The following is a 24,570-nucleotide window of genomic DNA, read 5'->3' on the forward strand; positions in this document are numbered from 1 at the left end:
CGCGCCGCTTGGATTGCTCCGGGCCGGCGGCGATAATGCGGGACTTACCCCTGCAAGGCGCCCCGCGATGACCGACAAGACCGTACTCAACGCCACCCACCGTGCGCTCGGTGCCCGCATGGTCGATTTCGGCGGCTGGGACATGCCGATCAACTACGGTTCGCAGATCGAGGAGCATCACGCGGTGCGCCGCGACGCGGGCATGTTCGACGTCTCGCACATGACCGTGATCGACCTGCATGGTCCGCGTACCCGCGAATTCCTGCGCCACCTGCTGGCCAACAGCGTCGACAAGCTGAAGGTGGTCGGCAAGGCGCTGTACTCGTGCATGCTGAACGAGCAGGGCGGGGTGATCGACGACCTGATCGTGTACTACCTGGGCGAGGAGTTTTTCCGGCTGGTGGTCAACGCCGGTACCCGCGCCAAGGATCTGGCGTGGATCGAGAAGCAGGCTGCCGCGTTCGACGTGCAGGTGAAGGAGCGTCCCGAGTTCGCGATGATCGCGGTGCAGGGGCCGAATGCGCGGGCCAGGGTGCTCGGCCTGCTGCACGAGGTGGATCGCCCGCGTATCGAGAAGCTCGGCAAGTTCGCGGCGGCGGCGGCACAGGGGCCGCACGGCATGCCGCTGTTCATCGCGCGTACCGGCTATACCGGTGAGGACGGTTTTGAGATCGTCGTGCCGCAGGAGCATGCCGTCGCGCTGTGGGAGGCGTTGCTCGCCGCCGGCGTGGCAGCGGCCGGGCTCGGTGCGCGCGACACCCTGCGACTGGAAGCGGGCATGAACCTGTACGGCCAGGACATGGACGAGGGCGTCACGCCATGGGAGGCGAACCTCGGCTGGACCGTCGCGCTGGACGAAGGCCGCGATTTCATCGGCCGGGCCGCGCTGGAACAGCAGAAGGCCGCCGGCGTGCCACGCGTGATGGTGGGTCTGGTGCTGGACGAGAAGGGCGTGCTGCGCCACGGGCAGCGCGTACTCACGGCAAATGGCGTGGGCGAGATCCTTTCCGGCAGCTTCGCGCCGACCCTGGACAAGGCGGTGGCGTTCGCGCGGATTCCGGCAGGCGCGCCCGGCGACCTGCGTGTCGACATCCGCGGCCGCGAAGTCCCGGTTCGGCTGGTGAAGTATCCGTTCGTGCGCGATGGCAAGGCCTGCGACGGCATCTGAACGACTTCGTGCGTTTTTCCTCACGGCGGATTGGTTAGCGTGCCACCGCGCACTAGAATCACCGCCTGTACCCTGACTCAAACCCAACGACTGGACCCGATCATGAGCGAGATTCCTGGCGATCTTAAATTTCTCAAATCCCACGAGTGGGCACGGGTCGAAGACGACGGCCTGATCCGGGTGGGCATCTCCGACCACGCGCAGGGTCAGCTCGGCGACCTGGTCTACGTCGAGCTGCCGGAAGTCGGCGCGGCGGTGAAGGCGGGCAACGGCGTCGCGGTGGTCGAATCGGTGAAAGCCGCCTCGGACATCTATGCGCCGGTTTCCGGCGAAATCGTCGAGGTCAACGAACTGCTCAACGACAAGCCGGAGATCATCAACGAGGATGCCTTCGGCGAAGGCTGGATCTTCCTGATCCGCCCGAGCGATCGCGCCGAGCTCGACGAGCTGCTCGATGCGAACGACTACGAGGCGCTGATCGAGAGCGAAGACCACTGATCGCCAGCCATCGCGTGTGACGTTGCCGGCCGCCTTGTGCGGCCGGCGTCGTTTCCGGGCCGCCGTATCGAGGGGCTTCGAAAGGGTCGGCGCGGAGTGAGGTGTCCAGGACGCTGGGGGAATCCGCGTCGCGGTAAATCGCATCGGCTGCGAACCCGCATCGGCCGATCGGGACGGACGTCTGTTCTCGTTTTCGATGAGGGTGCGTCGGAACATGGACGCCGCGGATGCGTGGTCGCACATCGAGTGCCTGTCGGGAAAAAAATTGCCGCATCGGTTGCCTCGGGTGGACCGGAATCGGCGGTCGCGAGATGGGGTGGCCGGCATCGTCGAGGTTCGTACTGGACGCATATCGAACATTTTTCCGGCCGATCGGCTCCGCGGCGGATGTTCTTCGGTTGTGCACGGTTCATCTGGCGAACGCGAAATGATCGCCCCGGATGCGATCCCTGGCGAGGTGCATTTCCGACAATGCATGTATCGATGGTTGATGAGGCGATTTTTGAGAAACCGCCGTGCGGTAGCGGTTTAAGCGGTCTTTATGATAATCGCGAAAATTGTATCTGGACGTATGGACGTCCATTTACTTGATACCCGTGACAGGCCGGAAGCCTTGTCGGGCCGGGGCCATGGCCGATTCGCCCGGGCGACCCGGACGAATTGCGTGGCTGAAATCAATTGACACCAGAAATCTTCAGGGATAGCTTTCGCAGCAGATCACGGGGAATGCGCGTTATGGCAACAGCAAAATTCATCAAGCCTTATGTCGAACACGGTGAAAAGGCCAATGCAGTACGCAAGATCACGGTCTCGATTCCGTTGCATGTTCTGCGGCGGCTTTCCGATTTGCGCACCCACCGTCAAGTGAACAATCTTCGGCACGCCACCAACAGCGATTTGTTGGTTGAGGCGTTCCTGCACGCTTTTACTGGGCAACCACTGCCAACTGATGAGGAGCTGAGACGAACCATGGCCACTGCCAAGAAATCCGCTGCAAAGAAACCGGCCGCCAAGAAGGCCGCCGCCAAGAAATCCACCGTGAAGAAGGTCGCCGCCAAGAAGCCGGTTGCCAAGAAGCCGGCTGCCAAGAAGGCCGCCGTGAAGAAGGTTGCCGCCAAGAAGCCGGCCGCCAAGAAAGTTGCTGCCAAGAAAGTTGCCGCCAAGAAGCCGGCAGCTGCCAAGAAAGCCGCCGTGAAGAAAGTGGCGGTGAAGAAGGTCGCGAAAAAGGCTGCGCCGAAGAAGGCCGCCGTCAAGAAAGCTGCACCGGCCAAGGTGGTCAAAGCCACCAAGACCGCAAAAGCCAAGGCCTCCAAGGCCAAGAAGTAAGCAACAATCGCTGAACCACAATAAGACACGCTGTCGATTTCTTTCCCCGCGGTGCCCAGCGCGGGGAAAGCACTTCGAGAAGATTCGTCCCGGCCTGGCCGGGACGCTTCGTTTGTGGGGTCGTGGAATTTCGTGCCGCCGGTTGCCCGCCGCCTGCCTGGGCGCCGGACAGGTTCCAACTGCAACCATTGGATGGCGACGGCTATTTGCCGTGCTGCGTCATTGGGGTTACCTTTCGCACATCCGCGCCGCGGCGAGTCCGGGGGACTCACCGCTCCTACAGGGGGAAAAAGCGCGGGTATCTGTCGACACTCAGTGAGAGACCATGGATACCCGATACGTACTTGATACACGCCGGCATGCGCGTGGGGCCGTCAGGCCTGTAGTCATAGCCATCATTGCCGTGATCGCCCTGCTCGCCGTGGGCGCATGGTTCCTGATCATCAAACCTCACCAGGAGCTGATCATGGCCGACTCGGGCGGCCACCCGTCGACGCCGGTGGTGGCCGCGACGCTGGCGGCGCCACCACCTCCGGCCAATGTGGCGGAGATGGACGTCAACCAGCTGATCGGGGAAGCACGCACGGCGATGAGTGCGCAGCGCTACCTGGCACCGGCCGGCAACAATGCGTTCGAGTTCTACCTGCGTGTGCTGGAAAAGGATCCCGGCAACAAGGTGGCCTCCGACGCCTTGCGTGAGACGTTCCCGTTCGCCGCTACGTCGGCGGAACAGGCGATCAACTCGCGCGACTTCAATGAGGCACAGCGCCAGATCGATCTCCTGGCCAAGGCGGATCCGACCAACTTCACGTTGACCATCCTGCGCTCCAAGCTCGATGCGCAGCGCAAGACGCTGGACAAACAGCAGCAACTGGCGCTGGACCAGGAGAAGGCGCAGCAGTTGGCGGCACAGAAGGCGGCGGCCGAGAAGCAGGCGGCGGATCAACTGGCCGAGCAGCAGAAGACCCAGCAGGCCGAGCAGCAGAAGACGGCCCAGGCCAGTGCTGCGAAGAAGTCGACACAGCCGACCGAGGCCAATCCGGCAGCCGGCGGGGACACGGCGGGCGGTGCAACCGGTGGCGAGACCCATGGTGCGGTGCTGACGCAGGCAGCAGCGCCGCATTACCCGCCATCGGCCGTGCGCTCGCGCCAGGAAGGCTGGGTGCAGCTGTCGTTCAAGATCGATACGGACGGACGAACCAGCGACATCAAGGTGGTCGAGTCGCAGCCGCGGCGCGTCTTCGATCGTGCCGCGATGGAAGCGGTGCAGCGTTACCGGTTCACTCCGGCGATGAAGAATGGCGTGGCGGTTTCCACCACCAAGCAGCAGCGGATCGAGTTCAAGCTCTAGTCGATCCGTACTTGGTGCCACCACGGCAACCGGGCGGCGCATGGTTCTCATGCGCCGCTTCTCGTTGCGGGCAAGCGGGGCGTCAGTGATGCCGTGTGGAACGGTGCCTGCGATGTCTTTTCCTGGGTGTTTCGGCCGGTGCCCTGGCGTTGCCTTCGATGCCCGCCCAGTCCACATGCGGCAGGCCAAGCAGATCGTCGAGCACCATGGGCATGAGCCCGCCGAGGGTGGGCCCGGTGGAATTCCACAGGGTCACCACCCCGGCATGGTATTTCGGGAAAAAGCCGATCATGGTTCGATAGCCAGCCACGGCGCCGGCGTGATAGATCAGCGTTTCGCCGCCGTACCGATAGACCCGCCAGCCCAGCGCATAGTGCGCTTCGGTCAGTCGCGCGCGGCGCCACGGCGTGGCGTGCAGCTCGCTGGGCGTGGCCACACCAGGGGTATGCAGTACATCCAGCAAGGCCGTGGGCAGAACGTCCGGGCGGCCGCCCATCTGCGCAATCAGCCATTTTTCCATGTCGTGCAGACTGGCATTGACGCCGGCCGCCGGCGCGACACGGTAGTAGGTCTCGTTGGGTTCGAACGGGACCCAGCCATGGCGGGACGCATGATGCGGGTGCGCCCAGCTCTTGCTGGATTCCAGTGCGGCGCGGCCGTAGCTGGCCGTGGTCATGCCCAGCGGGTAGAAGATCCGCTTGTCGACCTGGTGATAGAAGAAATCGCCGGTGCGTGCGAGAACCACATCCCCGATCATGCCGAACGCCACGTTCTGGTAGCCGTAGCACTGGCCGACACCGCAGGTCATGTCGACCTCGTCCAGTTTGCGCACCAGTTCCTCGTAGGGGATGTCGCCCTCGAGCATGTTGTCGTAGGTGTTGCGCGGCAGGCCCAGCTTCTGACCGAGGATGTCGGCGACCGTGGCCTGATCGGCGGCCTGCATGTCCTTGAGCTTGAAATACGGCAACACGTCGACCAGCTTCGTGTCCCAGCTCAGCTTGCCGTCGTCCACCAGCAGGCCGGTGATGGCCGTGGCGAACGCTTTCGAGAGCGAGGCGAGCCGGAACACCGTGTCCGCGGTGACCGGCTGCCTGGTGGCCGCATCGGCATAGCCGACGGTGCCTTCATAGACCACCTTGTCGTCGATCACCACGGCGGTGACCAGGCCGGCCACGGCATCGCGTTCGGCAATACGGTTCAGCCAGCGCTTGTAGTCGGCAATGGTTTGCCTGATGCGCGCCGGTGGCAGGCTTGCGGGCGCGCTGCGAGTGCTTTTGGGTGAAGGGGACGTGGCGGGAGAGGTGGCGCAAACGGGCGTGCAGGCCAGTCCGAAGGCGCCCGCGATCAGCAGGAAGATCTTTTGATACTGCATGGTATTCTGGCGGGGTTCCGGCGTGGGGATGCGCCTCAGGGTGGAGAGCTTGACGATGGGTCTGATCATTTTTCTGGTTGTTGTCGTACTGATTGTCTTGTACTTCGTGGCGATCTACAACGGACTGGTCACCTCACGCAACGGCTACAAGAACGCCTTTGCACAGATCGACGTGCAACTGACCCGCCGGCATGACCTGATTCCGAATCTGGTGGAAACCGCCAAGGGCTACCTGGCCCATGAACGCGGTACCCTCGAGGCGGTGGTGCAGGCCCGCAACGCGGCAGTCAGCGGGCTGGCCGGTGCCAAGGCCAACCCGGGTGATCCGGCCGCGATGCAGCAGCTGGCGAGCAGTGAAAATGCTTTGACACAAACTCTGGGTCATTTGTTCGCGCTGCAGGAAGCGTATCCCGACCTGAAGGCCAACCAGACCATGATGCAGCTCTCCGAGGAATTGACCTCGACCGAGAATCGGGTTGCCTTCGCCCGCCAGGCCTATAACGACTCGGTGATGAGCTACAACAACCGACGCGAGGTCTTTCCCGCCTCGGTCGTGGCGAACAGCTTCGGTTTTTCCGTGGCCGAGCCGCTGAAGATCGAGGATCCGGCCGTGCGTGAGGCGCCGAAGGTTTCCTTCACCTGATTGCCGCTGCGTCGCGGCGATTGCCGCGACGCATCCTTTCAGCCGCTGGAGACTCCATGGATTTCTTTGCGCAACAGGCCCGCGTACGCGGCAGCAGCCGGCGACTGGTCGGGTTGTTCGTGCTGGCCGTGATCGCGATCGTGGTGGCGATCGATGCGGTGGTGTGGTTCAGCATGGGCCATCACCCGAGGGCCGGCGAGCCGGCGCCATCGAACCTGCCGCTGCTGTTCGCCAGCACCATGCTGGTGCTGGGCGGGATCGTGCTCAGTTCGCTGTTCCGCATCATGAGCCTGTCCGGTGGCGGCAAGAGCGTGGCCGAGAGCGTGGGTGCGGTTGCGGTGCCTCCGGACACCAGCGATCCGCAACTGCGCCGCCTGCGCAACGTGATCGAGGAGGTGGCGATCGCGTCGGGTGTGCCGGTGCCGGACATCTACCTGATGGCCGACGAGCCGGGCATCAACGCGTTTGCCGCCGGATACTCGACCGCCGATGCGGCCGTGTGCGTGACCCAGGGCTGCCTCGACAACCTGAGTCGCGACGAGTTGCAGGGCGTGATCGCGCATGAGTTCAGCCATGTCCTGAACGGCGACATGCGACTGAACATCCGCCTGATGGGCTTGCTGTTCGGCATCCTGGTACTGGCGATCGTGGGGCGCCGGGTGATCTGGTTCGGCGGTGGTCGCAGCAACCGCCGCGACGGTGGCGGCGGGCAGGTCTGGATGATCGGCCTGGCGTTGATCGTGGTCGGCTATATCGGTTATTTCTTTGCGCGGCTGATCCAGGCCGCCGTGGCGCGTTCGCGCGAGTCGCTGGCTGACGCCTCGGCCGTGCAGTTCACCCGTCAGACCGACGGCATCGCCGGTGCGCTGAAGAAGATCGCGATCCTCAGCGAAGGCTCCCGCCTGCAGGTAGCGAACAAGCACGAAGTGGCTCACATGCTGTTCGGCGAGGCGGACTCGTTCAATGCACTGTTCGCCACCCATCCGCCGTTGCTGCAGCGCATCCGTGCGCTGGAGCCGGGCTTTCGCGAGGAAGAGCTGGGCCGGCTGGCCGAATCGATGCAGCATGCCGCGCAAGCGCCACCCGATGCGACGGAAACCTCGAAGCCCGGCCGCCCGTTGGGAGTGCCGGGCATGGCGATGCCTCCGGTATTGCCTGCCGTGCTGGCGGGTGGCGCGGCGGCAGCCGGCGGCCCGGCCGCAGCAGCAGCGGGCTTCCAGCGAGCCGCCGCTGTGCATCAGGCGATGCCGGCGGCATTGAGCGAGGCCGTGCAGCATCCCGAATCCGCGCTTGCGGTGATGCTGGCGCTGGCGCTGTCACTGCAAGCCGAACTGCAGCCGGCGCAGCGCCGCATCGTGGCCGATGCGTTTGGCGACGATGTGCTGCAGACGGTGCAGACGATGGCGGGCGAACTGGCGACGCTGGCGCCGATCGCGCGCCTACCGCTCGTCGCGATCGCGTTTCCCGCGTTGAAGCAGCTGCCGGACGGACGTCAGCAGACCCTGCTGGACACGCTCGATGCTCTCGTCAAGGTCGATGGCAGGGTCGACCTCAACGAGTATTGCCTGGCCCGGCTGCTGCGCCTGCAGTTGCAGGAAGCGAGGCAACCCCGCCGTGCGCCGATCGATGGCCTGAAGAAACTCCCGGCCTGTCGCGACAGCGTGATCCTGGTTTGCGCCGTCGTCGCGGCGGCTGGCTGTTCCGACGAAACGAGCGCGCGCCGTGCCTGGCTGCTGGCGATGCAGCAGGCCTTTCCCGGCGAGGCGATCGAGTGGGTACCGCCACCGGCGGCGTGGCAGGCCCCGTTCGAGCGCGCGCTGGACGACCTGGACGGACTGATGCCGCCGGCCAAGGAGCTGGTGATCCAGAGCCTGGCCCGCGCCATTCATGCCGATGGCGTGGTCAGCGTGGAAGAGGCCGAATTGCTGCGCGTGATCTGCGCCAGCCTGCACTGCCCGGTGCCGGCGCGCTGACGGGGCGCTTGTGGGAGCGGCTTCAGCCGCGATGCTCTCGTCGTGATGATCCAGAGCAGAAGCATCGCGGCTGAAGCCGCTCCCACAGAAGTCGACCCTGCATCCGCTCAATCCTCGTCCAGGATCAGCGCACTCGCCCGCTCGGCAATCATGATCGTCGGCGCATTGGTGTTGCCGGTGGGCAGGTTCGGCATCACCGAGGCATCGACCACGCGCAGGCCCTGCACGCCGCGCACGCGCAGCTCGCTGTCGACCACGGCGCGGTCGTCCTTGCCCATGCGGCAGGTCCCCACCGGGTGATAGACGGTTTCCGCCTTGCGCCGGATGAAGTCGGCGTACTCGGCGTCAGTGTCCAATGCCCGTTCGGGGAATACCGGTGCGCCCCGGTAGGCATCGAAGGCCGCTTGTGAAAGGATTTCGCGCGACAACCGGGCCGCCTCGATCATCCGCTTGAGGTCATGGCCTTCCGGGTCGCCGAGATAGTTCGGGTGGATCGCGATCGGCTGGGCCGGATCGGCCGAGTGCAGGCGCAGGCGGCCACGGCTGCGCGGGTGCAGGTAGCAGGCGTGCACGGTGTAGCCGTCACCGGGCAGGCGATGGCGACCGTGGTCGTCCAGCAGCGCGGGCACGAAGTGGAACTGGATGTCGCAGCGCTCATCGTCGGCCAGACTGCTGCGCACGAAGCCGCCGGCCTCGGCGATGTTCGAGCTGCCCGGGCCGTCGTGGTGGCGCAGCCAGCGCACCGCCGTGGTGAGCTCGTTGAGGTGATCGTAGGTCAGCTTCTTCTGCGTGCTGCCGACCAGGGTGCAGATGTCCAGGTGATCCTGCAGCTCGCCGCCGACATCGGGCAGGTCGGCGCGCACGTCGATGGCGTGCGCGCGCAGATGATCGGCCGGGCCGAGCCCGGACAGCATCAGGAGCTGCGGCGTGTTGATCGCACCGGCGGCGAGGATCATCTCGCCCGCCTCGATCCGCTCCGAGCCGCGGCGCAGTAGCACCCCCACGGCACGGCCATGTTCGATCAGTACGCGCTCGACCAGCACGCGGGTGCGCACATGCAGGTTGCTGCGCCCGCGCACGGGCTTCAGGAAGCCCGTGGCGGTGGAGCAGCGGCTGCCGTCGCGCTGGGTTACCTGATACAGGCCGAAGCCGGCCTGTCGCGCGCCATTGAAATCGTCGTTGCCCGGATGGCCGGCGCTGGCGGCCGCGTCGATGAAGGCGCTCGACAAGGGGTTGTGATGGCGCAGGTCGGAGACGCCCAGCGGGCCGCCGGTGCCATGCAGCGCACCGGCACCGCGGCTGTTGTCCTCGCTGTGGACGAACCACGGCAGCACCTGCTGCCACGACCAGCGGTCGTCGCCGGTGGCCCGTGCCCAGCCGTCGTAGTCGGCCGGCACGCCGCGCACGTAGCACATGGCATTGATCGAGCTGGAACCGCCCAGGGTCTTGCCACGCGGCCACCAAAGCCGGCGTTGGTTGAGCTGCGGCTCCGGTTCGGTGTGGTAGTTCCAGTTCACGCTGCGCTGATTGACCAGCCGGGCCAGGCCGGCCGGCATGTGGATCAGCGGATTCCAGTCGGACGGACCGGCCTCCAGCAGCAGCACCCGCGTGGCGGGATTCGCGCTGAGCCGGTTGGCCAGCACGCAACCGGCGGAGCCGGCACCGACGATCACGTAGTCGTAGTTGACCAAGGGAACCTCCAAGCGCAGTGGAGTGGCATGATCGCCATGCTAGTCTTTTTGCGCCCCCGACTGGATGTATCCGTGAATCTGCCTCGTCCTGCCGTTGCGGAACAAGCCGCCGCGCCGATGTTGTCCGCACTGGCGTTCTTCTTCGTGATGACGTCGTACTACATCATCCGGCCGGTCAGGGACCAGCTCAGCGGCGCGGTCGGCTCGACCTCACTGCCGCTGTTCTATGGCGCGGTGTTCGTGGTGATGCTGCTGCTGACGCCGGTATTCGGCCTGCTGGTGGCGCGCTTTCCACGCAAGCGGCTGCTCGGCTGGAGCTACGGGTTTTTCATTCTGTGCCTGCTCGCGTTCGTGCCGGCATTCATGGCGCAGGACCGCATCGGCGCGCGCGAACTGGGCGTGATCTTCTTCGTCTGGGTCAGTGTGTTCAACCTGTTCGTGGTGTCGCTGTTCTGGAGCTTCATGGCCGACATCTTTTCCAGCGGGCAGGCGCGCCAGGTGTTTTCGTTGATCGCCCTGGGCGGCATGGCGGGCGCGGTGTTCGGCCCGCTGGTGACCAGGCTGCTGGTACAGCTGATCGGGGTGGCGCCGTTGCTGCTGGTCTCGGCGATCGCGCTGGGCCTGTCGCTGATGCTGCTGCTGCAGCTCTCCATCCGGTACGACCGGCAGCCGGGCAGCCGCGGCGAGGAGGCGATCGGCGGTTCGCTGTGGGCCGGGATCAAGGAGCTGTGGTCGCGCCCGTTCCTGCGCTACATGGCGCTGCTGATGTTGTTCGGCGACGGCATCGGTACGCTGGCTTATGCACTGGTGGCGGACTATGCCAAGGCACATTTCACCAGCACCGTCGCGCGCACGTCGTTCTACAACGACCTCGATCTGGCCACCAACCTGCTTGGTGTGGTACTGCAGCTGAGTCTCACGCCGTGGTTGCTGGTGCGTCGCGGCGCCGGCTGGGGACTGGTTGTGCCATCGCTGGTGAATCTGGTCCTGCTGGCCGGAGTGGCGCTGATCGGCGGCGGCAGTGTCCCGTTCTTCGGCTACAAAATGCCGCTGCTGCTGGCAGTGATGCTGGTGATCACGCGTGGCTTCGCCTACGGCATGACCAAGCCGGCGGTGGACGCGCTGTACACGCGGGTGCCGCGAGAGACGCGCTACAAAGGCAAGAACTTCATCGAGACGGCGGTCTGGCGCTTTGGCGACGTGGTAGTGACCAGCGCGGTGAGCGGATTGCGCATGCTGGGCTGGGGCATCGGTGGCCTGGCCCTGCTCGGCACCGGCGTCGCGACGTTGGCAGCGGTGGTGGCAAGGCGCGCCGGCTGGTCGCCGGATCTGGCGCCGGACGAGCGTGTGCCGACCGGGGAAGACGGCACGCTGTCGCGGTGAGCGCGGCCTCGACCGCGCCGCGCTTCCCGTTCAGCCGGTGATGTAGCGCTCGAGGTGCTCGATCTGTTCGGCCTGGGCGTCGATCACCGCCTTGACCAGATCGCCGATCGAGATCACACCGACCACCTTGTTGCTCTGGACCACCGGCAGGTGCCGTATGCGGCTGTCGGTGCACAGGCGCATGCAATCGAACACGTCGGTGTCCGGCCCCACCGTCAGCGGCGTGCTGCTCATGATGTCGGACACGGAGGTCTCCGACGAGGAGCGCCCCTGCAGGATCACCTTGCGGGCGTAGTCGCGCTCCGACACCACACCGACCAGTTCGTCGCCGCGCATCACCAGGAGTGCGCCGACACCATGTTCGGCCATCCGCTTGATCGCCTCGAGCACCGGGACATCCGGCGCAATGCTGAAGATCGTGCTGCCTTTGTTTTCCAGCAGATGTTTGACCTGGCTCATGCTTGGGTCTCCCATCGGCCCGGGCGGGCCGTCTGGGCCGAGTTTAGCGCCGCTACCGGTTCGACGTGTAGCAAAGGCGTGAAGCCCGGGACCTGCTCAGGGCTGGCGGCGTGGCAGGTGCTGCTCCTCGACGAAATACAGCGGCCGCTGCTTGCTCTCGGCATAGTTTCGCCCGAGGTATTCGCCGATGACGCCCAGCGCCAGCAACTGCACCCCGCCCAGGAACAGGATCACCAGGATCAGGGTGGGATAACCGCGCACGGGATCGCCGTACAGCAGTGCATGAATCAGCACCCACAGGCCATAGACGAAGGCGAATCCGGCCGCGCCCACGCCGACCCAGGTGGCCAGCCGCAGCGGCGCGGTGGAAAACGAAGTGATGCCCTCGATCGCCAGCTGGGCCAGTCGCCAATAGTTCCATTTGGTGGTGCCGGCCTCGCGCGGTTCGCGCAGGTAGCGCACCGAGGTCTGCCGATAGCCGATCCAGCTGAACAGGCCTTTCATGAAGCGCTGGCGTTCGCGCAGCTGGCCGAGCGCATCCAGGGCGCGTCGCGAGAGCAGGCGGAAGTCGCCGGTATCGCGCGGGATCGCGGTGTCGGACAGCCGCTCCATGCTGCGGTAGAACGCCGCCGCGGTGAACCGCTTGAACGGGGTCTCGCCCTCGCGGGCGCTGCGCGTGGCGTACACCACGTCGTAGCCGGCCTGCCATTGTTCGACCAGCGCCGGGATCAGTTCAGGCGGATCCTGCAGGTCGGCGTCGATGACCACCGCCGCGTCGGCGGTGACCGCGTCGAGCCCGGCGGTCAGCGCGGCCTCCTTGCCGAAATTGCGCGACAGCTTGATCGCCCCGGTGCGCGAGTCGAGGGCGATCAGCGATTCGATGATCGACCAGGTGTCGTCGCGGCTGCCGTCATCGACGTAGAGGACGTTGCAGTCCAGCGGCAATTCATCCAGCACCTGCTGCAGCCGTCGATGGAACGACTTGAGCACGGCCGATTCGTTGTAGGCGGGAACGACGATGGTAAGTTGCGGCATGGGCAGCGCCAGCGAGAGGTGGCGTCATCCTAACCGGCTGACGGCTGCCGGGCGAGTCGCGCTCAATGCGGCGGGCGGGGCGGTGCATGGCCTTCGAGGTAACCGGGGCCGCCGAGCTGCTCCATCTGCTGCTCGATCCATTGGGTGCGACGCTGCACATAGGCGCTGGGCCGATCCGCATGCAACCGCCGCGGGCTCGGCAGCACGGCCGCCAGTCGGGCGGCCTGCGCCGGGTCGAGCCGCGCCGGCGTGGTGTGGAAATACACCTGGCTGGCCGCGCCCACGCCGTAGATGCCGTCGCCCAGCTCGGCGATGTTCATGTACACCTCGAGGATGCGCCGTTTCGGCCAGGTCAGCTCGATCAGTACGGTGAAATACGCTTCCAGTCCCTTGCGCACGAAACTGCGGCCGTTCCACAGGAACAGGTTCTTGGCGGTCTGCTGGCTTAGCGTGCTGGCGCCGCGCAGGCGCTTGCCCTCGTCGGCGGCGTCGAGGGCATTCTGGATGGAGTCGAAGTCGAAGCCGTGGTGGTAGGGAAATTTCTGATCCTCGCCGGCCACCATCGCCAGCGGCACCCAGGTCGACACCTGCTTCCATGGAACCCAGTGCTGCTGCAGCCGGAAATCCTTCTCGCCGTGCACCCATGCGCCCAGCCGGCGTTCCAGCATCACCGCCGACGTCCATGGCGGCACGAAGCGCAACACGAGTACCGCCAGCCAGCTCAGCGCCATCCAGGCCAGCACGAGGATCCCCAGTGAGCGCAGCAGGCGGATCAGCAATGAACGGCGGAACATGAGAGGCATGGCGGTACGCGCGGAAAGATGCAGGCAGTATAGGGGGCGTTGTCTGGATGCCGTGGCGTCCCCATCTGTATCGGCCGACCTCAAGCGAGCGCGCGTACCGTGGAAACCCTGCCTGTCGATGATGTGTTGCACCGATTCCTGCTGGAACATGCCGGTGTTCGCGGTGCCCTGGTGCGCCTGGGCCCGGCGTGGCGCGAAGTAGTCAGTCACGCCGACTACCCGCCGGCCTTGCAGGCGTTGCTGGGCGAGATGCTGGCCGCCAGTGCGCTGTTGACCGGCAACATCAAGCTCGACGGTGCGCTGTCGGTCGAGTTGAAGAGTTCCGGGGCGTTGCGCCTGCTGTTTGCCGAATGCTCCGACCGCGGGCGGTTGCGCGGGCTGGGTCGCTGGAACGAGCCACTGCCCGAGCCGCTGGCGCTGGATGAACTGGCCGAAGCGGTCATGGCGATCACCATCGGCAACGTGGAGCGTGGCCAACGCTACCAGGGGCTGGTCGAGCTGCAGCATGCCGGGCTGGCCGAATCGCTGGAAGATTATTTCGTGCGGTCCGAGCAGTTGCCGGCGCGCATCGTGCTGGTCGCCGACGGCGAGCATGCGGTGGGCCTGATGCTGCAGAAGATGCCGGACGAGGGCGGCCATGGCGCCGCGCTCGATGACGATGCATGGAATCGCATCGTGCATCTGACCGCGACATTGCAGGCCGGGGAATTGCTGGCCAGCGCACCGGAGCAGCTGCTGTACCGGCTCTACCACGAGGAGGCGGTACGCCTGTTCGAGCCCCGCTCGCTGGCGTTCGGGTGCAGCTGCAGCCGCGAGCGGGTGACCGGGATGCTGCGCTCGCTCGGTCGTGACGAAGTCGAGGCGGCGCTGGCCTCGCGTGGCGACGAGATCGAGGTGATCTGCGAATTCTGCGCGCAGCACTATCACTTCGATCGCATCGATGCCGAATATCTGCTCAGCGATGCCGCGGCGCCCGATGCGCCGGAAACCCCGCAATGAACCGTGCGCAATGAATCGGCTGCGATGCATGTGCCGCGCCGCATGCATCGCGGCACGAAGCGGAGTACCCGCGGCGGATCAGGCCAGCAGCAGCGGTTTGTCGGCGTGCAGCCAGGTGGCTGCCGGCTGCGGCGTGGCGAACAGGAACCCCTGGCCATAGCGGCAGCCGACCCGCATCAGCGCCTGCCGTTGCGATTCTTCCTCGATCCCTTCGGCGATCACCTTCATCCGCAACGAGTCGGCCAGCACCTGGATCGCGCGCACCAGCGCGAGTCCCTGGGTTTCCTCGTCACCGGGAGGCAGCTCCGTGATGAAGGAGCGATCGATCTTCAGCGTCTCGAACGGGTACTGGTGCAGGTAGCTGAGCGAGGAATAGCCGGTGCCGAAATCGTCCAGTGCGATGCCCACGCCATGGCTGCGCAGGTTCTGCAGCATCTGCTTGACCTGGGTCGGGTTCTCCAGCAACGCATGCTCGGTCACCTCGATCCGGATGCAGCGGGTCGGCACGGCGTACTGGTCGAACAGCGCGAGCAGCCGCTGGTCGAGGTCGGCGGAGCGGAAATGCCGGCCGGAAACGTTGATGCTGATGAAACCCTCGGTACCGATCAGGCGTACGGCCTGGGTGCAGACCTGTTCGAAGATCTGCCAGTCGATCGCCTCGGCGCAGCCGCATTCCTCCGCGATCAGCAGGAAATCATGCGGCGGCAACAGGCCGCGCTCGGGGTGATGCCAGCGCAGCAGCGCCTCGTAGCCGGTCACGCGACCATCGGCCAGTTCGACGATGGGCTGATAGTACGGCTCGAACTCGTTGCGACTGAGCGCGTGGCGCAGGTCGCTTTCCATGTCCAGCAGCGACAGCGCCTCGCGGCGCAGCCGGTCGTCGAACATCGCCGCGCGGTGGCGGCCACCATCCTTCGCGTTGTACATCGCCGCGTCGGCGTCGCGCAGCAACTCCTCCGGTTGACGGTAATGCGGGCCGGACAACGCGATGCCGATCGACGCCGACGTGAAGATTTCCTTGGTGCCGAGCCGGAAAGGCGTCTGCAGCTCACTGATGATGCGTTCGGCGATCAGCAGGGCCTTGTCGGTGTCGACGATCCCTTCCAGCAAGACGGCGAATTCGTCACCGCCCAGGCGCGCGACCACGTCGCGGGTTTTCAGGCAGGCGCGGATGCGGCCGCCGACCTGGAACAGCAGGTCGTCACCGACCAGGTGACCGACCGAGTCATTGATCACCTTGAAGCGATCCAGGTCGATGAACAGGACCGCGAATTGCTCACTCGGATTCGCGTGGTAGCGCTGCATCGCCTGTTCCAGCCGCTGCAGCAGCAAGGTGCGGTTCGGCAGCCCGGTCAGCGAATCGTGCAGGGTCTCGTACTTGAGCCGGCGCTCGACGCGTTCGCGCTCGGCAATCTGCTCGCGCAGGTCGCGGTTGGCCAGCGCCAGCGCGCGGGTACGCTCGGTGACGCGCCGTTCCAGCCCGGCATTGGCCTGTTTCAGCGACGACGCGGCCTGCTTGCGCTGCAGTGCATTGGCGATGTGGTAGCTGACGAAGGTCAGCAGTTCCTGGTCGCGCTCGTTGTAGGTGTGCTCGGGCGAATAGCTTTGCAGCGCCAGCACGCCCAGGGCCTTGCCGCCCCAGATCAGCGGCACGCCCAGCCAGCATACCGAGCGGGTACCGAAGTGGCTGATCTCGCCAAGCGCACTCAGCCGGTCGATCTCCACCGGCGTGGCCAGCAACGGCTTGGCATGGCGCAGCACGTACTCGGTCGCGCCGCGACCATGCGCGCGTGCCGGCCGCACGCTGTCGACATCGTCCACCGAATAAGGAAAGGTCAGCTGACCGCTGTCCTCGTCGACCAGCGCAATATAGAAATTGCGCGCATACAGCAGGCCGCTGATCACCTGATGGGTGGCGGCGTAGAATTTTTCCAGGCTCTCCGAGGTGTTGGCCAGTTCGGCAATGCGGAAGAGCGCTGCCTGCAGGCGTTCGCCGCGCTGGCGCTGCAGCACCTGCTGGCGCAATACGCGGTTGGCCTCGCGCAGTGCCGCGGTGCGGTCGGTGACCCGGCGACCCAGTTCGATGTGGGCTTCACGCCGCTCCAGCGCGGTCTGCACGTGCTGGCCCACATAGTTCAGCAGCTCCAGATCATGCTGCGAATAATGGGTGTCAGGGCGATAGCTCTGCATCACGATGCCCCCGACCACCTGGCCGCCACGCAACAGCGGCGCGCCCAGCCAGTGTTCGCAACTGGGGCCGATCAGGGTAAAGCGGTTGCCGAGCTGCTGCTTCAGTTCCTCGATCGAACCCATCAGCGGACGACCTTCCTGCAGAAGATTCCAGGTCAGGCTGTGCAGCATGTCCTGCATCGGCAGGTCCTGGTCCGGCGGCGGCGGATCGGTATCGGCGATGTCGACGTAATAGGGAAAGCGGACACTGTCGGTGGCTGCGTCGTACAGCACGATGTAGAAGTTCTCGGCATACATCAGGCTGCTGACGATGGCATGCAGCGAACGCATCATCTCCGGCATGTCGTGCTCGGCGCCCGCTTCTTCGGCGATCGCATAGAGCGCGCGTTGCAGTCGCTCGGCCAGGGCCAGGCGGGAGATGGCTTCGTACAGGCGACTGGTCTCGGCCAGCTGACGCAGGCGGGTGTCGGCCAGCCGGCCCAGCCAGCCCAGGCGGTCGAGCATGACCTCGGGTGGCGGACTATCCGCCCATTCCAGGGTCAGCGTACGCATGGCCTGGGGGTCTTCGGCCAGGTCGAACTGGCGCTGTCCGGCCGCCGGTGGGGGTGTCGCATCGTCCTTGTAGCGCCAGCGCAGCCGGCCATGGATACCGAAGTTGGCCAGCATCAACTCGCAGATTTCCATCACGCTGGCGGTGTCCGGAGCCTCGAACAACCGTTCGACAGCCCCGTGCAGGGCCGCAAGACCCCTCGTCACCTGGGGTGGCTGGGGTGAACGGGTCGTCGGAGTGGCACTCATCTGGATTGTGGTCAGTTCCGGAACGATCTGGCGGCATCGACGTCAGATCGTCTCCATTCGAGGAGTAGATTGGCCCCATCGTCCGCTGTGGCTAGGCGGGAACCTGCGTTATCCCGACGGGTCAAAGCTTGACACAAACCCGCATCATTCTGTGAGTCGGTAGGTATTTTCAGGGTGTTAGTAAAACGTAAAGCGGCGTATACTGGACACCGAGTTCCCCACCACTGAACAGAGTCATTGGTCCAAGCCCATGCGTCGCCTGTCCATCCTGTCGCTGATTGCCCTGTTGCCGCTTGCCGCGGCAGGACAGTCCGTGAGCGACAACAGCATGGCCGAGCACCTGCTGGCGCAGCCATCGGTGCACGCGACCGGGGACGTCAAGTCGGGTATCACGGTGCCATTGTGGCGTGGCGTCGATGGTCGTCAGCTGATGCTGAAGACAGACAGCAGCACGGGTGCCGATGCGCTGCGGTTGAACACGCCGCTGGCGCTGCAATCGGCCGGTGCGGCCAGTGTAATGACGACCGGCCTGCAATATGGCCTGGGACCCAGGCTGCAGGCGCACGCCGAGATCAGCGAGCACTCATGGGTGAACCAGAACACGCGGATTCTTGGCAGCGAAGTGGGTGCCACGTATGACGCCGGTGCCTACAGCCTTGGCCTGAGTGTGGGTTCCACCAGCACGCCCGACAACAACGCGGTATTGCCGCGGGTGCTTCCCGGTGCCGTGCCCGGCGTGGATGGCCTTTCCAGTTTCGACAGCAGCTCCCAGCTCAACGCCCGCGGCCGGCTGGTCCTGGGTAGCAGGAGCGGCATCGACCTGGGCGCCAGCATCGGTCGCATTCACCTGCTCCCGGGCAACCTGCTGGGTACCAACGTGCTGGATCAGAAGGCCCTGAGTTTCGGCATCGATCATGGCTCGTTGAGTGGTGTGCTGATCGGTCGAACGATGCAGCCGGAGGCGGGCATTCCGGGCGGTTTCAACGCCGACCGGCGCTGGAACAGCATCGATCTTGGCGTAACCTGGCGCCTGCCGTGGCGTGGTTCGCTGAGTGTCGGTGCACAGAATCTGTGGTCGTCCGGTACGCCGGCCAACACGCCGGTCGGTCCCGAGCCGGATCAGTCGCGCACGCCGTACGTGCAATACCACCAGGATCTCTGATCCGCGCCTTCAGTTGAGCCGTTGACGCCGTCGCCTGTGCGACGGCGTTTTCGTTCGTGGCCGAATGACTTGCTCGATCGGTCCGATATCAGCCCTGCTTGCGGACACGCAGGTCGCCGCTGAAGGTCTCGATGCTGATCTTGCCGCGGCCATCGCCGAGGCGGACATCCAGCGAGCTGCCGGGGCCGTGTTCGGGTTCCTTCGGCGTACCGAAATCGCTGCGCAGGTCACCGCTGAAACTGCTGGCGTGCAGTCTGCCGGAAGTGTCTGCTGGCAATTGCAACTGCACGTCGCCGCTCATGCTGTCGATGCTGAGGTTGCCGTCGGCGGCCAGGCCGCCGGACAGTTGCACGTCACCGGATACCGTACTGAGGGTGAGCTTGCGCCACGGCCCACCGGCCACCTGAATACGGCCGGAGATGGTCTGCAGCTTCACCTCGCTGCCCAGTGCGGGCGCCAGGATTTCGCCGCTGACGGTCTGCAGTTCGGCCCGTTCGGCATGTCCGGCCAGCTCGATGCCGCCGCTGACGCTGTCCACTTTCAGCGAAGGCGTCCGTGCATTGATGCGTGCCTTGCCGCTGACCGTATTGACCTGGATGTCGCCGCCGTCGAGGCCGTCGATGACCAGCGGGGCGCTGACCACCTCGACGTCCAGCGACGCGGCCCTGGGGACGTGCAGCTCGAGCGTGGTCGGTGCCATCCGGGTGCGGCCACCCCAGCTGAGCCAGCCGGAGCCGCCCTGCGGCTCGACCTTGATGGTCAGGTCGCCGTCGCTGCCGGTGATCGACAGCGGCTTGGCACCCTCGCCGAGCTGGCCACCGACCTGCACCTCGTTGCGATCCCAGGCGGTCACGTTCACCGAGCCGGCGATGTTGCTGATGGTGACGTGCGCGGTCGGGCTGGCGTCATGGCTCAGCCGGATCGGGGTGTCGGCCAGGGCCTGGCCGATGCACAGGCTCAGCAGCAGCGGAAGATAGCGGATGGTTTTCATGGTCATTCCCGAGAGTTTCAGCCGGCCTGGTGGCTGGCCAGTCGACGCAATTGCGTCTGTTGCAGTTCGGTGCGTGTGAGCAGGCGCTGCAGCGCCGCCGAGTCGGGCGCCTGCTGAATCGCCAGCTGCAACTCCATGCGGGCGGCATCCAGCTCGATCGCGGCGCCGGCCAGGCGGGGGTCGGCCGGTTTCCAGCCGGTGCGGGCGGCGCTGGCGACCGTCGGGGTCGTCGGCGGCTGGAGCAGGTGCCAGCCCAGACCGGCAGCCAGCACGACGGAGGCCGCGAGTCCGACACCCAGCAGCCAGCGTCGACGCCGGGGCAGGACCCGGGGGGCAGGCGGCGCATCAACGCGTTCCGCCTCGTCCAGCGAAGCCTCGATCGAGGCCCACAGGTCGCGCCCGGGCGCGAGTGGCTGGCGCAGTTCGCGCAACTGGCGACGCCATTCGAACTCGTTCATGACTTCTCTCCCAATAGTTTGCGCAGCAGGCCGCGGGCGCGGTGCAATTGCGCTTTCGAGGTGCCGACCGCCATGCCCAGCTCACTGCCGATCTCGTCGTGCCGCCAGCCTTCGATATCGTGCAGCACCAGTACCGCACGGGCGCGTGGAGGCAGCTTGCCGATGGCGCGTTCCAGTTCATCGCGTTCGGCCGCGCAGAACGGTGTCTCGCCGGCGTCCAGCAGGTGCTCGTCATCGAGCATGCTGACCGGATCGGCGCCACGTGCCCGGATGTCCATCAGGGCCACGTTCACCGCCAACCGGTACAACCAGGTACCGAAGGCGCTTTCATGGCGAAAGCCCGGCAGCTTCTGCCAGGCGCGGATGAACGCGTCCTGGGTGAGATCCTCGGCGCGGGCGTGGTCGTAGCCGGCGAGCCGGTAAACCGCGCCATGCACACGACCCGCATGCAACCGATACAGGCGCTGGAAGGCATGGCGATCGCCGGCAGCCGCGGCGCGCACGTCATCGGTGTCGTTGGCTCCCGTTGAGGCAGGCGACATGGAGCGTCCAATGGCAGGGCAGGCGGCGTTCATCTTGCCAGCTTGGATGCATCGTCAGGCGAAAGGGTTTGAACGAAGAGGGCGTGAGAGCCCGGTAACGCGGGCCTGACGGGGCGGTCGCGGGCAGCCGTGCAAGCCTGCCCGCGACCGGGTTCGCTCAGGACGCGACGGCTGCGCGCCGGGGCTGGCCGGAGGCTTCGTTCAGGGCGCGGGCCACGCGCTGCTGTTCCTGACGCAGGCGCGGCGGCAGCCGCGTGCCGAAGGTCTCGAGATACTCGCCGATGGCGGCAAGTTCCTCCTGCCAGCGGTCAAGATCCACCGCGAGCAGGGCGTCGAGTTGTTCCTGGCCGAGCCGGACTCCGTCCAGGTTCAGCTCGCCCGGCCCGGTGCCGGCGTGCGCAGGCAGGATGCCGATCGGCGTCTCGGTGCCGGCGACGCGCCCCTCGACCCGGGCGATCATCCATTCCAGCACGCGCAGGTTGTCGCCGAAGCCCGGCCACAGGAACTTGCCGTCGGCACCCTTGCGGAACCAGTTGACGTGGAACACCTTCGGCAAGCTGGCACCGGGCTGGTCGAACGACAGCCAGTGCGCGAAATAGTCGCCGTAGTGGTAGCCGCAGAACGGCTTCATCGCCATCGGGTCCCGGCGCAGCACGCCGACGGCTCCGGTGGCGGCGGCGGTGGTTTCCGAACCCATCGCGGCACCCATCAGCACACCGTGGCTCCAGTCACGGGCCTCCATCACCAGCGGCAGCAGGGACGGTCGCCGTCCACCGAACACGATCGCGCTGATCGGCACGCCCTGCGGTGCCTCGGCCTGATCCGACCAGGTCGGGCACTGCCGCGCACTGACCGTGAAGCGCGAATTCGGGTGCGCAGCCGGTCCGTTGGCCGGGTCATACGCACGACCCTGCCAGTCGGTGACCGGGGTGCCTGGCAGGCCTTCCCACCACGGCTGGTTGTCGGCGGTGACGGCGACATTGGTGAAGATGGTGTCGCGCGAAATGCTCTTCAGCGCGTTCGGATTGGTCGACTCGCTGGTGCCCGGCGCCACGCCGAAGAAGCCGGCCTCCGGGTTGATCGCGTAAAGGCGTCCGTCCGCGCCGGGGCGCATCCAGCAGATGTCGTCGCCCACCGTCCACACCTTCCAGCCGTCCTGCCGGTAGCCCTCGGGCGGAATCAGCATCGCGAGGTTGGTCTTGCCGCAGGCGGACGGGAACGCGGCGGCAATGTAGTGCGTGTCGCCCTGCGGGTTCGAGATGCCGACGATCAGCATGTGCTCGGCCAGCCAGCCTTCGCTGCGCGCCTGATGGCTGGCGATGCGCAGGGCATGGCATTTCTTGCCCAGCAGCGCATTGCCGCCGTAGCCGGAGCCGTACGACTTGATCGTGAGCTCCTCGGGAAAATGCATGATGAAGCGGCGCTCGGGGTCGAGCTCGCCGGTCGAATGCAGCCCTTTCACGAACGCGCCGTCCGGGAGCAGGCCCTCGCGCTCGATCCGCGCCTGCGCAGCCGCGCCCATGCGGGTCATGATCCGCATGTTGGCGACCACGTACGGACTGTCCGTGATCTCCACGCCGCAGCGGGCCAGCGGCGAATCGATCGGCCCCATGCAGTACGGGACCACGTACATGGTGCGACCTTCCATGCAGCCGTCGAACAGGGCATCGATCTTCGCGTGCGCTTCGGCCGGATCCATCCAGTGGTTGTTGGGGCCGGCGTCCTCCTGGCGTGGAGGGCAGACGAAGGTCAGGTGCTCGACACGGGCAACGTCGGAAGGATCGGAGCGGTGCAGATAGCAGCCCGGGTGAGTCTGCTGGTTCAGCTCGATCAGGGTACCGGCCTGCAGCATCTGCTGCAGCAGCGCCTGGTATTCGGCATCCGAGCCATCGCACCAGTGAACTTCTGCGGGGCGGGTCAGGGCGGCCACCTCGTTTACCCAGTGCGTGAGCGCTTCCAGCTTGCTGGCCATCGTGTTCCTCTAAGGTCTTGTTGAAAAATGGAAGCGAAACGGTAGTTTGCGTGCACTGGTATTGCAAGGCACGACGCAACAAAAACGGCGCCATGTGGCGCCGTTCGGGGCTTGCGGCTGTTCTGTCCGGGTCAGGCCGGAATCAGCGTCGCGATCATGTGCTCCACGTAGGCCTCGAATTCCTCGTGGTTGATCCGTGGCAGCCCGAGCGTGAAGTTCAGCTGCAGGAAACCGACATAGGCGGCGTAGGTCAAGCGCGCCCGGTTCAATGCCTGCGGCGGTGGCAGGCCGGCCTCGCGGTAGGCAGTGGTCAGGAATTCCATGCGCCGCTGCGACACGCGGGCCATCACCGGCACCACCTGCGGATGATCCAGCGCCTTCAGCAAGGCGGCGTACACCCGATGCGGCTGCAACTCGTGCGCGACCCGGCGGAACAGTTCCGGCAGGCGCTTGCGCGGATCGGCAATCAGTTCGATCTCGCTGATGATCTCGCGCTCGCCGTACTGCTCCCAGCGCTCCAGTGCCGCATTGAGCAGGGCTTCGCGGGTACGGAAATGCCAGTAGAAACTCCCCTTGGTCACGCCCAGCTGGCGTGCCAGTGCCTCCACGGCCAGGGCACCGACGCCCTGTTCGGCGATCAGATGCAGGGCGGCGAGTTCCCAGTCCTCGGCGGACAGGCGCGTACGTTCTGGCTTGCTGCTGACATTCATGTGCGTATGGTAGCCATACGCCGCGCATTTGTAATGGTGCCCGGCAGCGAACCCATCGAAAAGCCCGGGCGACGCCAGCCTTTCGCCGGGATGGCCGCCGGAGAGGTTGACGGCCTGTATCGAGGCAATCCATACTCATCCGTATGGTCAATCTCAGTCACTTTCCCGAAACGATTGCCCGCTTCCCCGTCGCGGACCTGAGCCTGGCGGTGGAGACGCGCAATCCCGCCGGCCGCCCGGCGCTGTTGTTCGCGCATGGCTTTGGCCAGACCCGTGGCGCCTGGAACGGCGCCGCCGCGGCACTGGCCGGCGTCGGCTGCCGTTGCGTGACGTTCGACACCCGCGGGCACGGCGAGAGCGAGCGTGCGACCGGTGGCGAGTACCACATGGATCAGTTCGCCGACGACCTGCTGCGGCTGGCACTGGCGCAACCCGAACCGCCGATCCTGGTCGGAGCGTCGATGGGCGGCCTGCTGGGCATGGTGCTCGCCGGCGAGATCCGGCCGGCGCCCTTCCGTGCGCTGGTGCTGGTCGACATCACCCCGCGCTGGGAGACGGCCGGGGTCGAGCGCATCCTCGCCTTCATGCAGGCGCATCCGGACGGCTTCGCGGACTATGCCGAGGCGGCCGACCGGATTGCCGGCTACCTGCCGCAGCGCCGCGAACGCAAGAGCGAGGAGCAACTGCGCCCGTTACTGCGCGAAGGCGCCGATGGCCGGCTGCGCTGGCACTGGGATACGGCGTTGCTGGCCGGCGTGGTGCACGAGAGCGAGCGTTACCAGCCCCGCCTGCAGGCGGCGGCGGCGAAGATCGACATTCCGGTGCTGCTGCTGTCGGGTGCGCGCAGCGACGTGGTGTCGCGCGCCACGGTCGACGAGTTCCTGCAACTGGTGCCGCATGCGCAGCACGTGGAACTGGCGCAGGCCACGCACATGGTGGCAGGCGATGCGAATGATGCGTTCACGCGTGAAGTCAGCCGCTTCGTGCAGAATCTTGATTCATTATCAGTCGACCGGCGGCATGCCGGCGCTGTTCAACCGTGATGA

The 24,570-nt window shown here is 65.9% G+C and carries 21 protein-coding genes; 10 read left to right on the top strand and 11 right to left on the bottom strand.

Annotated elements, in window-relative coordinates:
* Positions 1-67 precede the first annotated feature (67 nt).
* The 4 genes from gcvT (at position 68) to ACFPPA_RS14880 (ending at position 4,343) form a co-directional block, all read left to right on the top strand.
* Positions 68-1,168 carry a glycine cleavage system aminomethyltransferase GcvT gene (gene gcvT, locus ACFPPA_RS14865; RefSeq protein WP_377321270.1) on the top strand — a complete coding sequence of 367 codons (1,101 nt, stop codon included), beginning with the start codon at positions 68-70 and terminating at the stop codon, positions 1,166-1,168.
* Between the two features lie 102 nt (positions 1,169-1,270).
* A complete protein-coding gene (gcvH, locus tag ACFPPA_RS14870; protein ID WP_377321272.1) occupies positions 1,271-1,666 on the top strand; it encodes a glycine cleavage system protein GcvH in 396 nt (131 codons plus the stop codon).
* 735 nt (positions 1,667-2,401) lie between these two features.
* On the top strand, positions 2,402-2,992 hold the full coding sequence (gene metJ / locus ACFPPA_RS14875; protein WP_377321274.1) for a met regulon transcriptional regulator MetJ: 591 nt from the start codon (positions 2,402-2,404) through the stop codon (positions 2,990-2,992).
* Between the two features lie 325 nt (positions 2,993-3,317).
* Entirely contained in the window at positions 3,318-4,343 is a 1,026-nt protein-coding gene (locus ACFPPA_RS14880) for an energy transducer TonB (RefSeq protein WP_377321276.1), read from the top strand.
* An 82-nt stretch (positions 4,344-4,425) separates the two neighbouring features.
* Here ACFPPA_RS14880 and ACFPPA_RS14885 read toward each other — a convergent pair whose 3' ends face one another.
* Entirely contained in the window at positions 4,426-5,715 is a 1,290-nt protein-coding gene (locus tag ACFPPA_RS14885; RefSeq protein ID WP_377321278.1) for a serine hydrolase domain-containing protein, read from the bottom strand.
* A 55-nt stretch (positions 5,716-5,770) separates the two neighbouring features.
* On the opposite strand from ACFPPA_RS14885, the gene ACFPPA_RS14890 reads away from it, so the two are divergent.
* Both ACFPPA_RS14890 and ACFPPA_RS14895 read left to right on the top strand, forming a co-directional pair.
* Positions 5,771-6,358, top strand: coding sequence for a LemA family protein (locus tag ACFPPA_RS14890; protein WP_377321719.1), 588 nt, complete (start codon positions 5,771-5,773; stop codon positions 6,356-6,358).
* 56 nt (positions 6,359-6,414) lie between these two features.
* Entirely contained in the window at positions 6,415-8,331 is a 1,917-nt protein-coding gene (locus ACFPPA_RS14895; RefSeq protein ID WP_377321280.1) for a M48 family metallopeptidase, read from the top strand.
* A 107-nt stretch (positions 8,332-8,438) separates the two neighbouring features.
* On the opposite strand, the gene ACFPPA_RS14900 is transcribed toward ACFPPA_RS14895, so the two are convergent.
* The gene (locus tag ACFPPA_RS14900; protein WP_377321282.1) at positions 8,439-10,022 is read right to left on the bottom strand and encodes a GMC family oxidoreductase; all 1,584 of its coding nucleotides are present in this window, start codon (positions 10,020-10,022) and stop codon (positions 8,439-8,441) included.
* A 117-nt stretch (positions 10,023-10,139) separates the two neighbouring features.
* On the opposite strand from ACFPPA_RS14900, the gene ACFPPA_RS14905 reads away from it, so the two are divergent.
* Entirely contained in the window at positions 10,140-11,405 is a 1,266-nt protein-coding gene (locus tag ACFPPA_RS14905; RefSeq protein ID WP_377321720.1) for an NTP/NDP exchange transporter, read from the top strand.
* Between the two features lie 30 nt (positions 11,406-11,435).
* Here the strand turns inward: ACFPPA_RS14905 and ACFPPA_RS14910 are convergent, their stop codons facing one another.
* The 3 genes from ACFPPA_RS14910 to mtgA form a co-directional block, all read right to left on the bottom strand.
* On the bottom strand, positions 11,436-11,864 hold the full coding sequence (locus ACFPPA_RS14910) for a CBS domain-containing protein (protein ID WP_377321284.1): 429 nt from the start codon (positions 11,862-11,864) through the stop codon (positions 11,436-11,438).
* A 96-nt stretch (positions 11,865-11,960) separates the two neighbouring features.
* Entirely contained in the window at positions 11,961-12,899 is a 939-nt protein-coding gene (locus ACFPPA_RS14915; protein WP_377321286.1) for a glycosyltransferase family 2 protein, read from the bottom strand.
* A gap of 62 nt (positions 12,900-12,961) precedes the next feature.
* Positions 12,962-13,702, bottom strand: coding sequence for a monofunctional biosynthetic peptidoglycan transglycosylase (mtgA, locus tag ACFPPA_RS14920; protein ID WP_377321288.1), 741 nt, complete (start codon positions 13,700-13,702; stop codon positions 12,962-12,964).
* A gap of 99 nt (positions 13,703-13,801) precedes the next feature.
* Here mtgA and hslO point away from each other — a divergent pair, with 99 nt between their 5' ends.
* Positions 13,802-14,701: an Hsp33 family molecular chaperone HslO gene (hslO, locus tag ACFPPA_RS14925; protein ID WP_377321290.1), complete on the top strand. Its 900-nt coding sequence runs from the start codon at positions 13,802-13,804 to the stop codon at positions 14,699-14,701.
* A 78-nt stretch (positions 14,702-14,779) separates the two neighbouring features.
* On the opposite strand, the gene ACFPPA_RS14930 is transcribed toward hslO, so the two are convergent.
* Positions 14,780-17,689 (bottom strand): bifunctional diguanylate cyclase/phosphodiesterase, encoded by a 2,910-nt coding sequence (locus ACFPPA_RS14930; RefSeq protein WP_377321292.1) that lies wholly within the window; start codon positions 17,687-17,689, stop codon positions 14,780-14,782.
* Positions 17,690-17,939: 250 nt separating this feature from the next.
* On the opposite strand from ACFPPA_RS14930, the gene ACFPPA_RS14935 reads away from it, so the two are divergent.
* Positions 17,940-18,851 (top strand): hypothetical protein, encoded by a 912-nt coding sequence (locus tag ACFPPA_RS14935; RefSeq protein ID WP_377321294.1) that lies wholly within the window; start codon positions 17,940-17,942, stop codon positions 18,849-18,851.
* An 88-nt stretch (positions 18,852-18,939) separates the two neighbouring features.
* Here the strand turns inward: ACFPPA_RS14935 and ACFPPA_RS14940 are convergent, their stop codons facing one another.
* The 5 genes from ACFPPA_RS14940 to ACFPPA_RS14960 form a co-directional block, all read right to left on the bottom strand.
* On the bottom strand, positions 18,940-19,842 hold the full coding sequence (locus ACFPPA_RS14940; RefSeq protein ID WP_377321296.1) for a DUF4097 family beta strand repeat-containing protein: 903 nt from the start codon (positions 19,840-19,842) through the stop codon (positions 18,940-18,942).
* A gap of 17 nt (positions 19,843-19,859) precedes the next feature.
* Positions 19,860-20,300 carry a hypothetical protein gene (locus tag ACFPPA_RS14945; RefSeq protein ID WP_377321298.1) on the bottom strand — a complete coding sequence of 147 codons (441 nt, stop codon included), beginning with the start codon at positions 20,298-20,300 and terminating at the stop codon, positions 19,860-19,862.
* The gene (locus ACFPPA_RS14950; protein ID WP_377321300.1) at positions 20,297-20,842 is read right to left on the bottom strand and encodes an RNA polymerase sigma factor; all 546 of its coding nucleotides are present in this window, start codon (positions 20,840-20,842) and stop codon (positions 20,297-20,299) included. The genes ACFPPA_RS14945 and ACFPPA_RS14950 overlap by 4 nt, the downstream gene beginning before the upstream one ends.
* 157 nt (positions 20,843-20,999) lie before the next feature.
* Positions 21,000-22,814, bottom strand: a complete 1,815-nt coding sequence (locus tag ACFPPA_RS14955) for a phosphoenolpyruvate carboxykinase (GTP) (protein WP_377321302.1) — start codon at positions 22,812-22,814, stop codon at positions 21,000-21,002.
* Between the two features lie 131 nt (positions 22,815-22,945).
* On the bottom strand, positions 22,946-23,524 hold the full coding sequence (locus ACFPPA_RS14960) for a TetR/AcrR family transcriptional regulator (protein ID WP_377321304.1): 579 nt from the start codon (positions 23,522-23,524) through the stop codon (positions 22,946-22,948).
* A 143-nt stretch (positions 23,525-23,667) separates the two neighbouring features.
* Here ACFPPA_RS14960 and ACFPPA_RS14965 point away from each other — a divergent pair, with 143 nt between their 5' ends.
* Positions 23,668-24,567 (top strand): alpha/beta fold hydrolase, encoded by a 900-nt coding sequence (locus ACFPPA_RS14965; RefSeq protein WP_377321306.1) that lies wholly within the window; start codon positions 23,668-23,670, stop codon positions 24,565-24,567.
* Positions 24,568-24,570 lie beyond the last annotated feature (3 nt).

It is taken from the genome of Rhodanobacter ginsengisoli (assembly GCF_042657065.1).
In the GTDB taxonomy this organism is placed as follows: Bacteria; Pseudomonadota; Gammaproteobacteria; order Xanthomonadales; family Rhodanobacteraceae; genus Rhodanobacter; species Rhodanobacter ginsengisoli.

Bases quoted from the DNA above. Each gene is read 5' to 3' on its own strand.
- ACFPPA_RS14965 (WP_377321306.1), top strand. From the start codon at position 23,668: ATGGTCAATCTCAGTCACTTTCCCGAAACGATTGCCCGCTTCCCCGTC.
- ACFPPA_RS14950 (WP_377321300.1), bottom strand. From the start codon at position 20,842: ATGTCGCCTGCCTCAACGGGAGCCAACGACACCGATGACGTGCGCGCC.
- ACFPPA_RS14890 (WP_377321719.1), top strand. From the start codon at position 5,771: ATGGGTCTGATCATTTTTCTGGTTGTTGTCGTACTGATTGTCTTGTAC.
- gcvH (WP_377321272.1), top strand. From the start codon at position 1,271: ATGAGCGAGATTCCTGGCGATCTTAAATTTCTCAAATCCCACGAGTGG.
- metJ (WP_377321274.1), top strand. From the start codon at position 2,402: ATGGCAACAGCAAAATTCATCAAGCCTTATGTCGAACACGGTGAAAAG.
- ACFPPA_RS14905 (WP_377321720.1), top strand. From the start codon at position 10,140: ATGTTGTCCGCACTGGCGTTCTTCTTCGTGATGACGTCGTACTACATC.
- ACFPPA_RS14880 (WP_377321276.1), top strand. From the start codon at position 3,318: ATGGATACCCGATACGTACTTGATACACGCCGGCATGCGCGTGGGGCC.
- ACFPPA_RS14935 (WP_377321294.1), top strand. From the start codon at position 17,940: ATGCGTCGCCTGTCCATCCTGTCGCTGATTGCCCTGTTGCCGCTTGCC.
- ACFPPA_RS14955 (WP_377321302.1), bottom strand. From the start codon at position 22,814: ATGGCCAGCAAGCTGGAAGCGCTCACGCACTGGGTAAACGAGGTGGCC.
- ACFPPA_RS14910 (WP_377321284.1), bottom strand. From the start codon at position 11,864: ATGAGCCAGGTCAAACATCTGCTGGAAAACAAAGGCAGCACGATCTTC.
- ACFPPA_RS14885 (WP_377321278.1), bottom strand. From the start codon at position 5,715: ATGCAGTATCAAAAGATCTTCCTGCTGATCGCGGGCGCCTTCGGACTG.
- mtgA (WP_377321288.1), bottom strand. From the start codon at position 13,702: ATGCCTCTCATGTTCCGCCGTTCATTGCTGATCCGCCTGCTGCGCTCA.
- ACFPPA_RS14960 (WP_377321304.1), bottom strand. From the start codon at position 23,524: ATGAATGTCAGCAGCAAGCCAGAACGTACGCGCCTGTCCGCCGAGGAC.
- gcvT (WP_377321270.1), top strand. From the start codon at position 68: ATGACCGACAAGACCGTACTCAACGCCACCCACCGTGCGCTCGGTGCC.
- ACFPPA_RS14895 (WP_377321280.1), top strand. From the start codon at position 6,415: ATGGATTTCTTTGCGCAACAGGCCCGCGTACGCGGCAGCAGCCGGCGA.
- ACFPPA_RS14940 (WP_377321296.1), bottom strand. From the start codon at position 19,842: ATGAAAACCATCCGCTATCTTCCGCTGCTGCTGAGCCTGTGCATCGGC.
- ACFPPA_RS14945 (WP_377321298.1), bottom strand. From the start codon at position 20,300: ATGAACGAGTTCGAATGGCGTCGCCAGTTGCGCGAACTGCGCCAGCCA.
- ACFPPA_RS14930 (WP_377321292.1), bottom strand. From the start codon at position 17,689: ATGAGTGCCACTCCGACGACCCGTTCACCCCAGCCACCCCAGGTGACG.
- ACFPPA_RS14915 (WP_377321286.1), bottom strand. From the start codon at position 12,899: ATGCCGCAACTTACCATCGTCGTTCCCGCCTACAACGAATCGGCCGTG.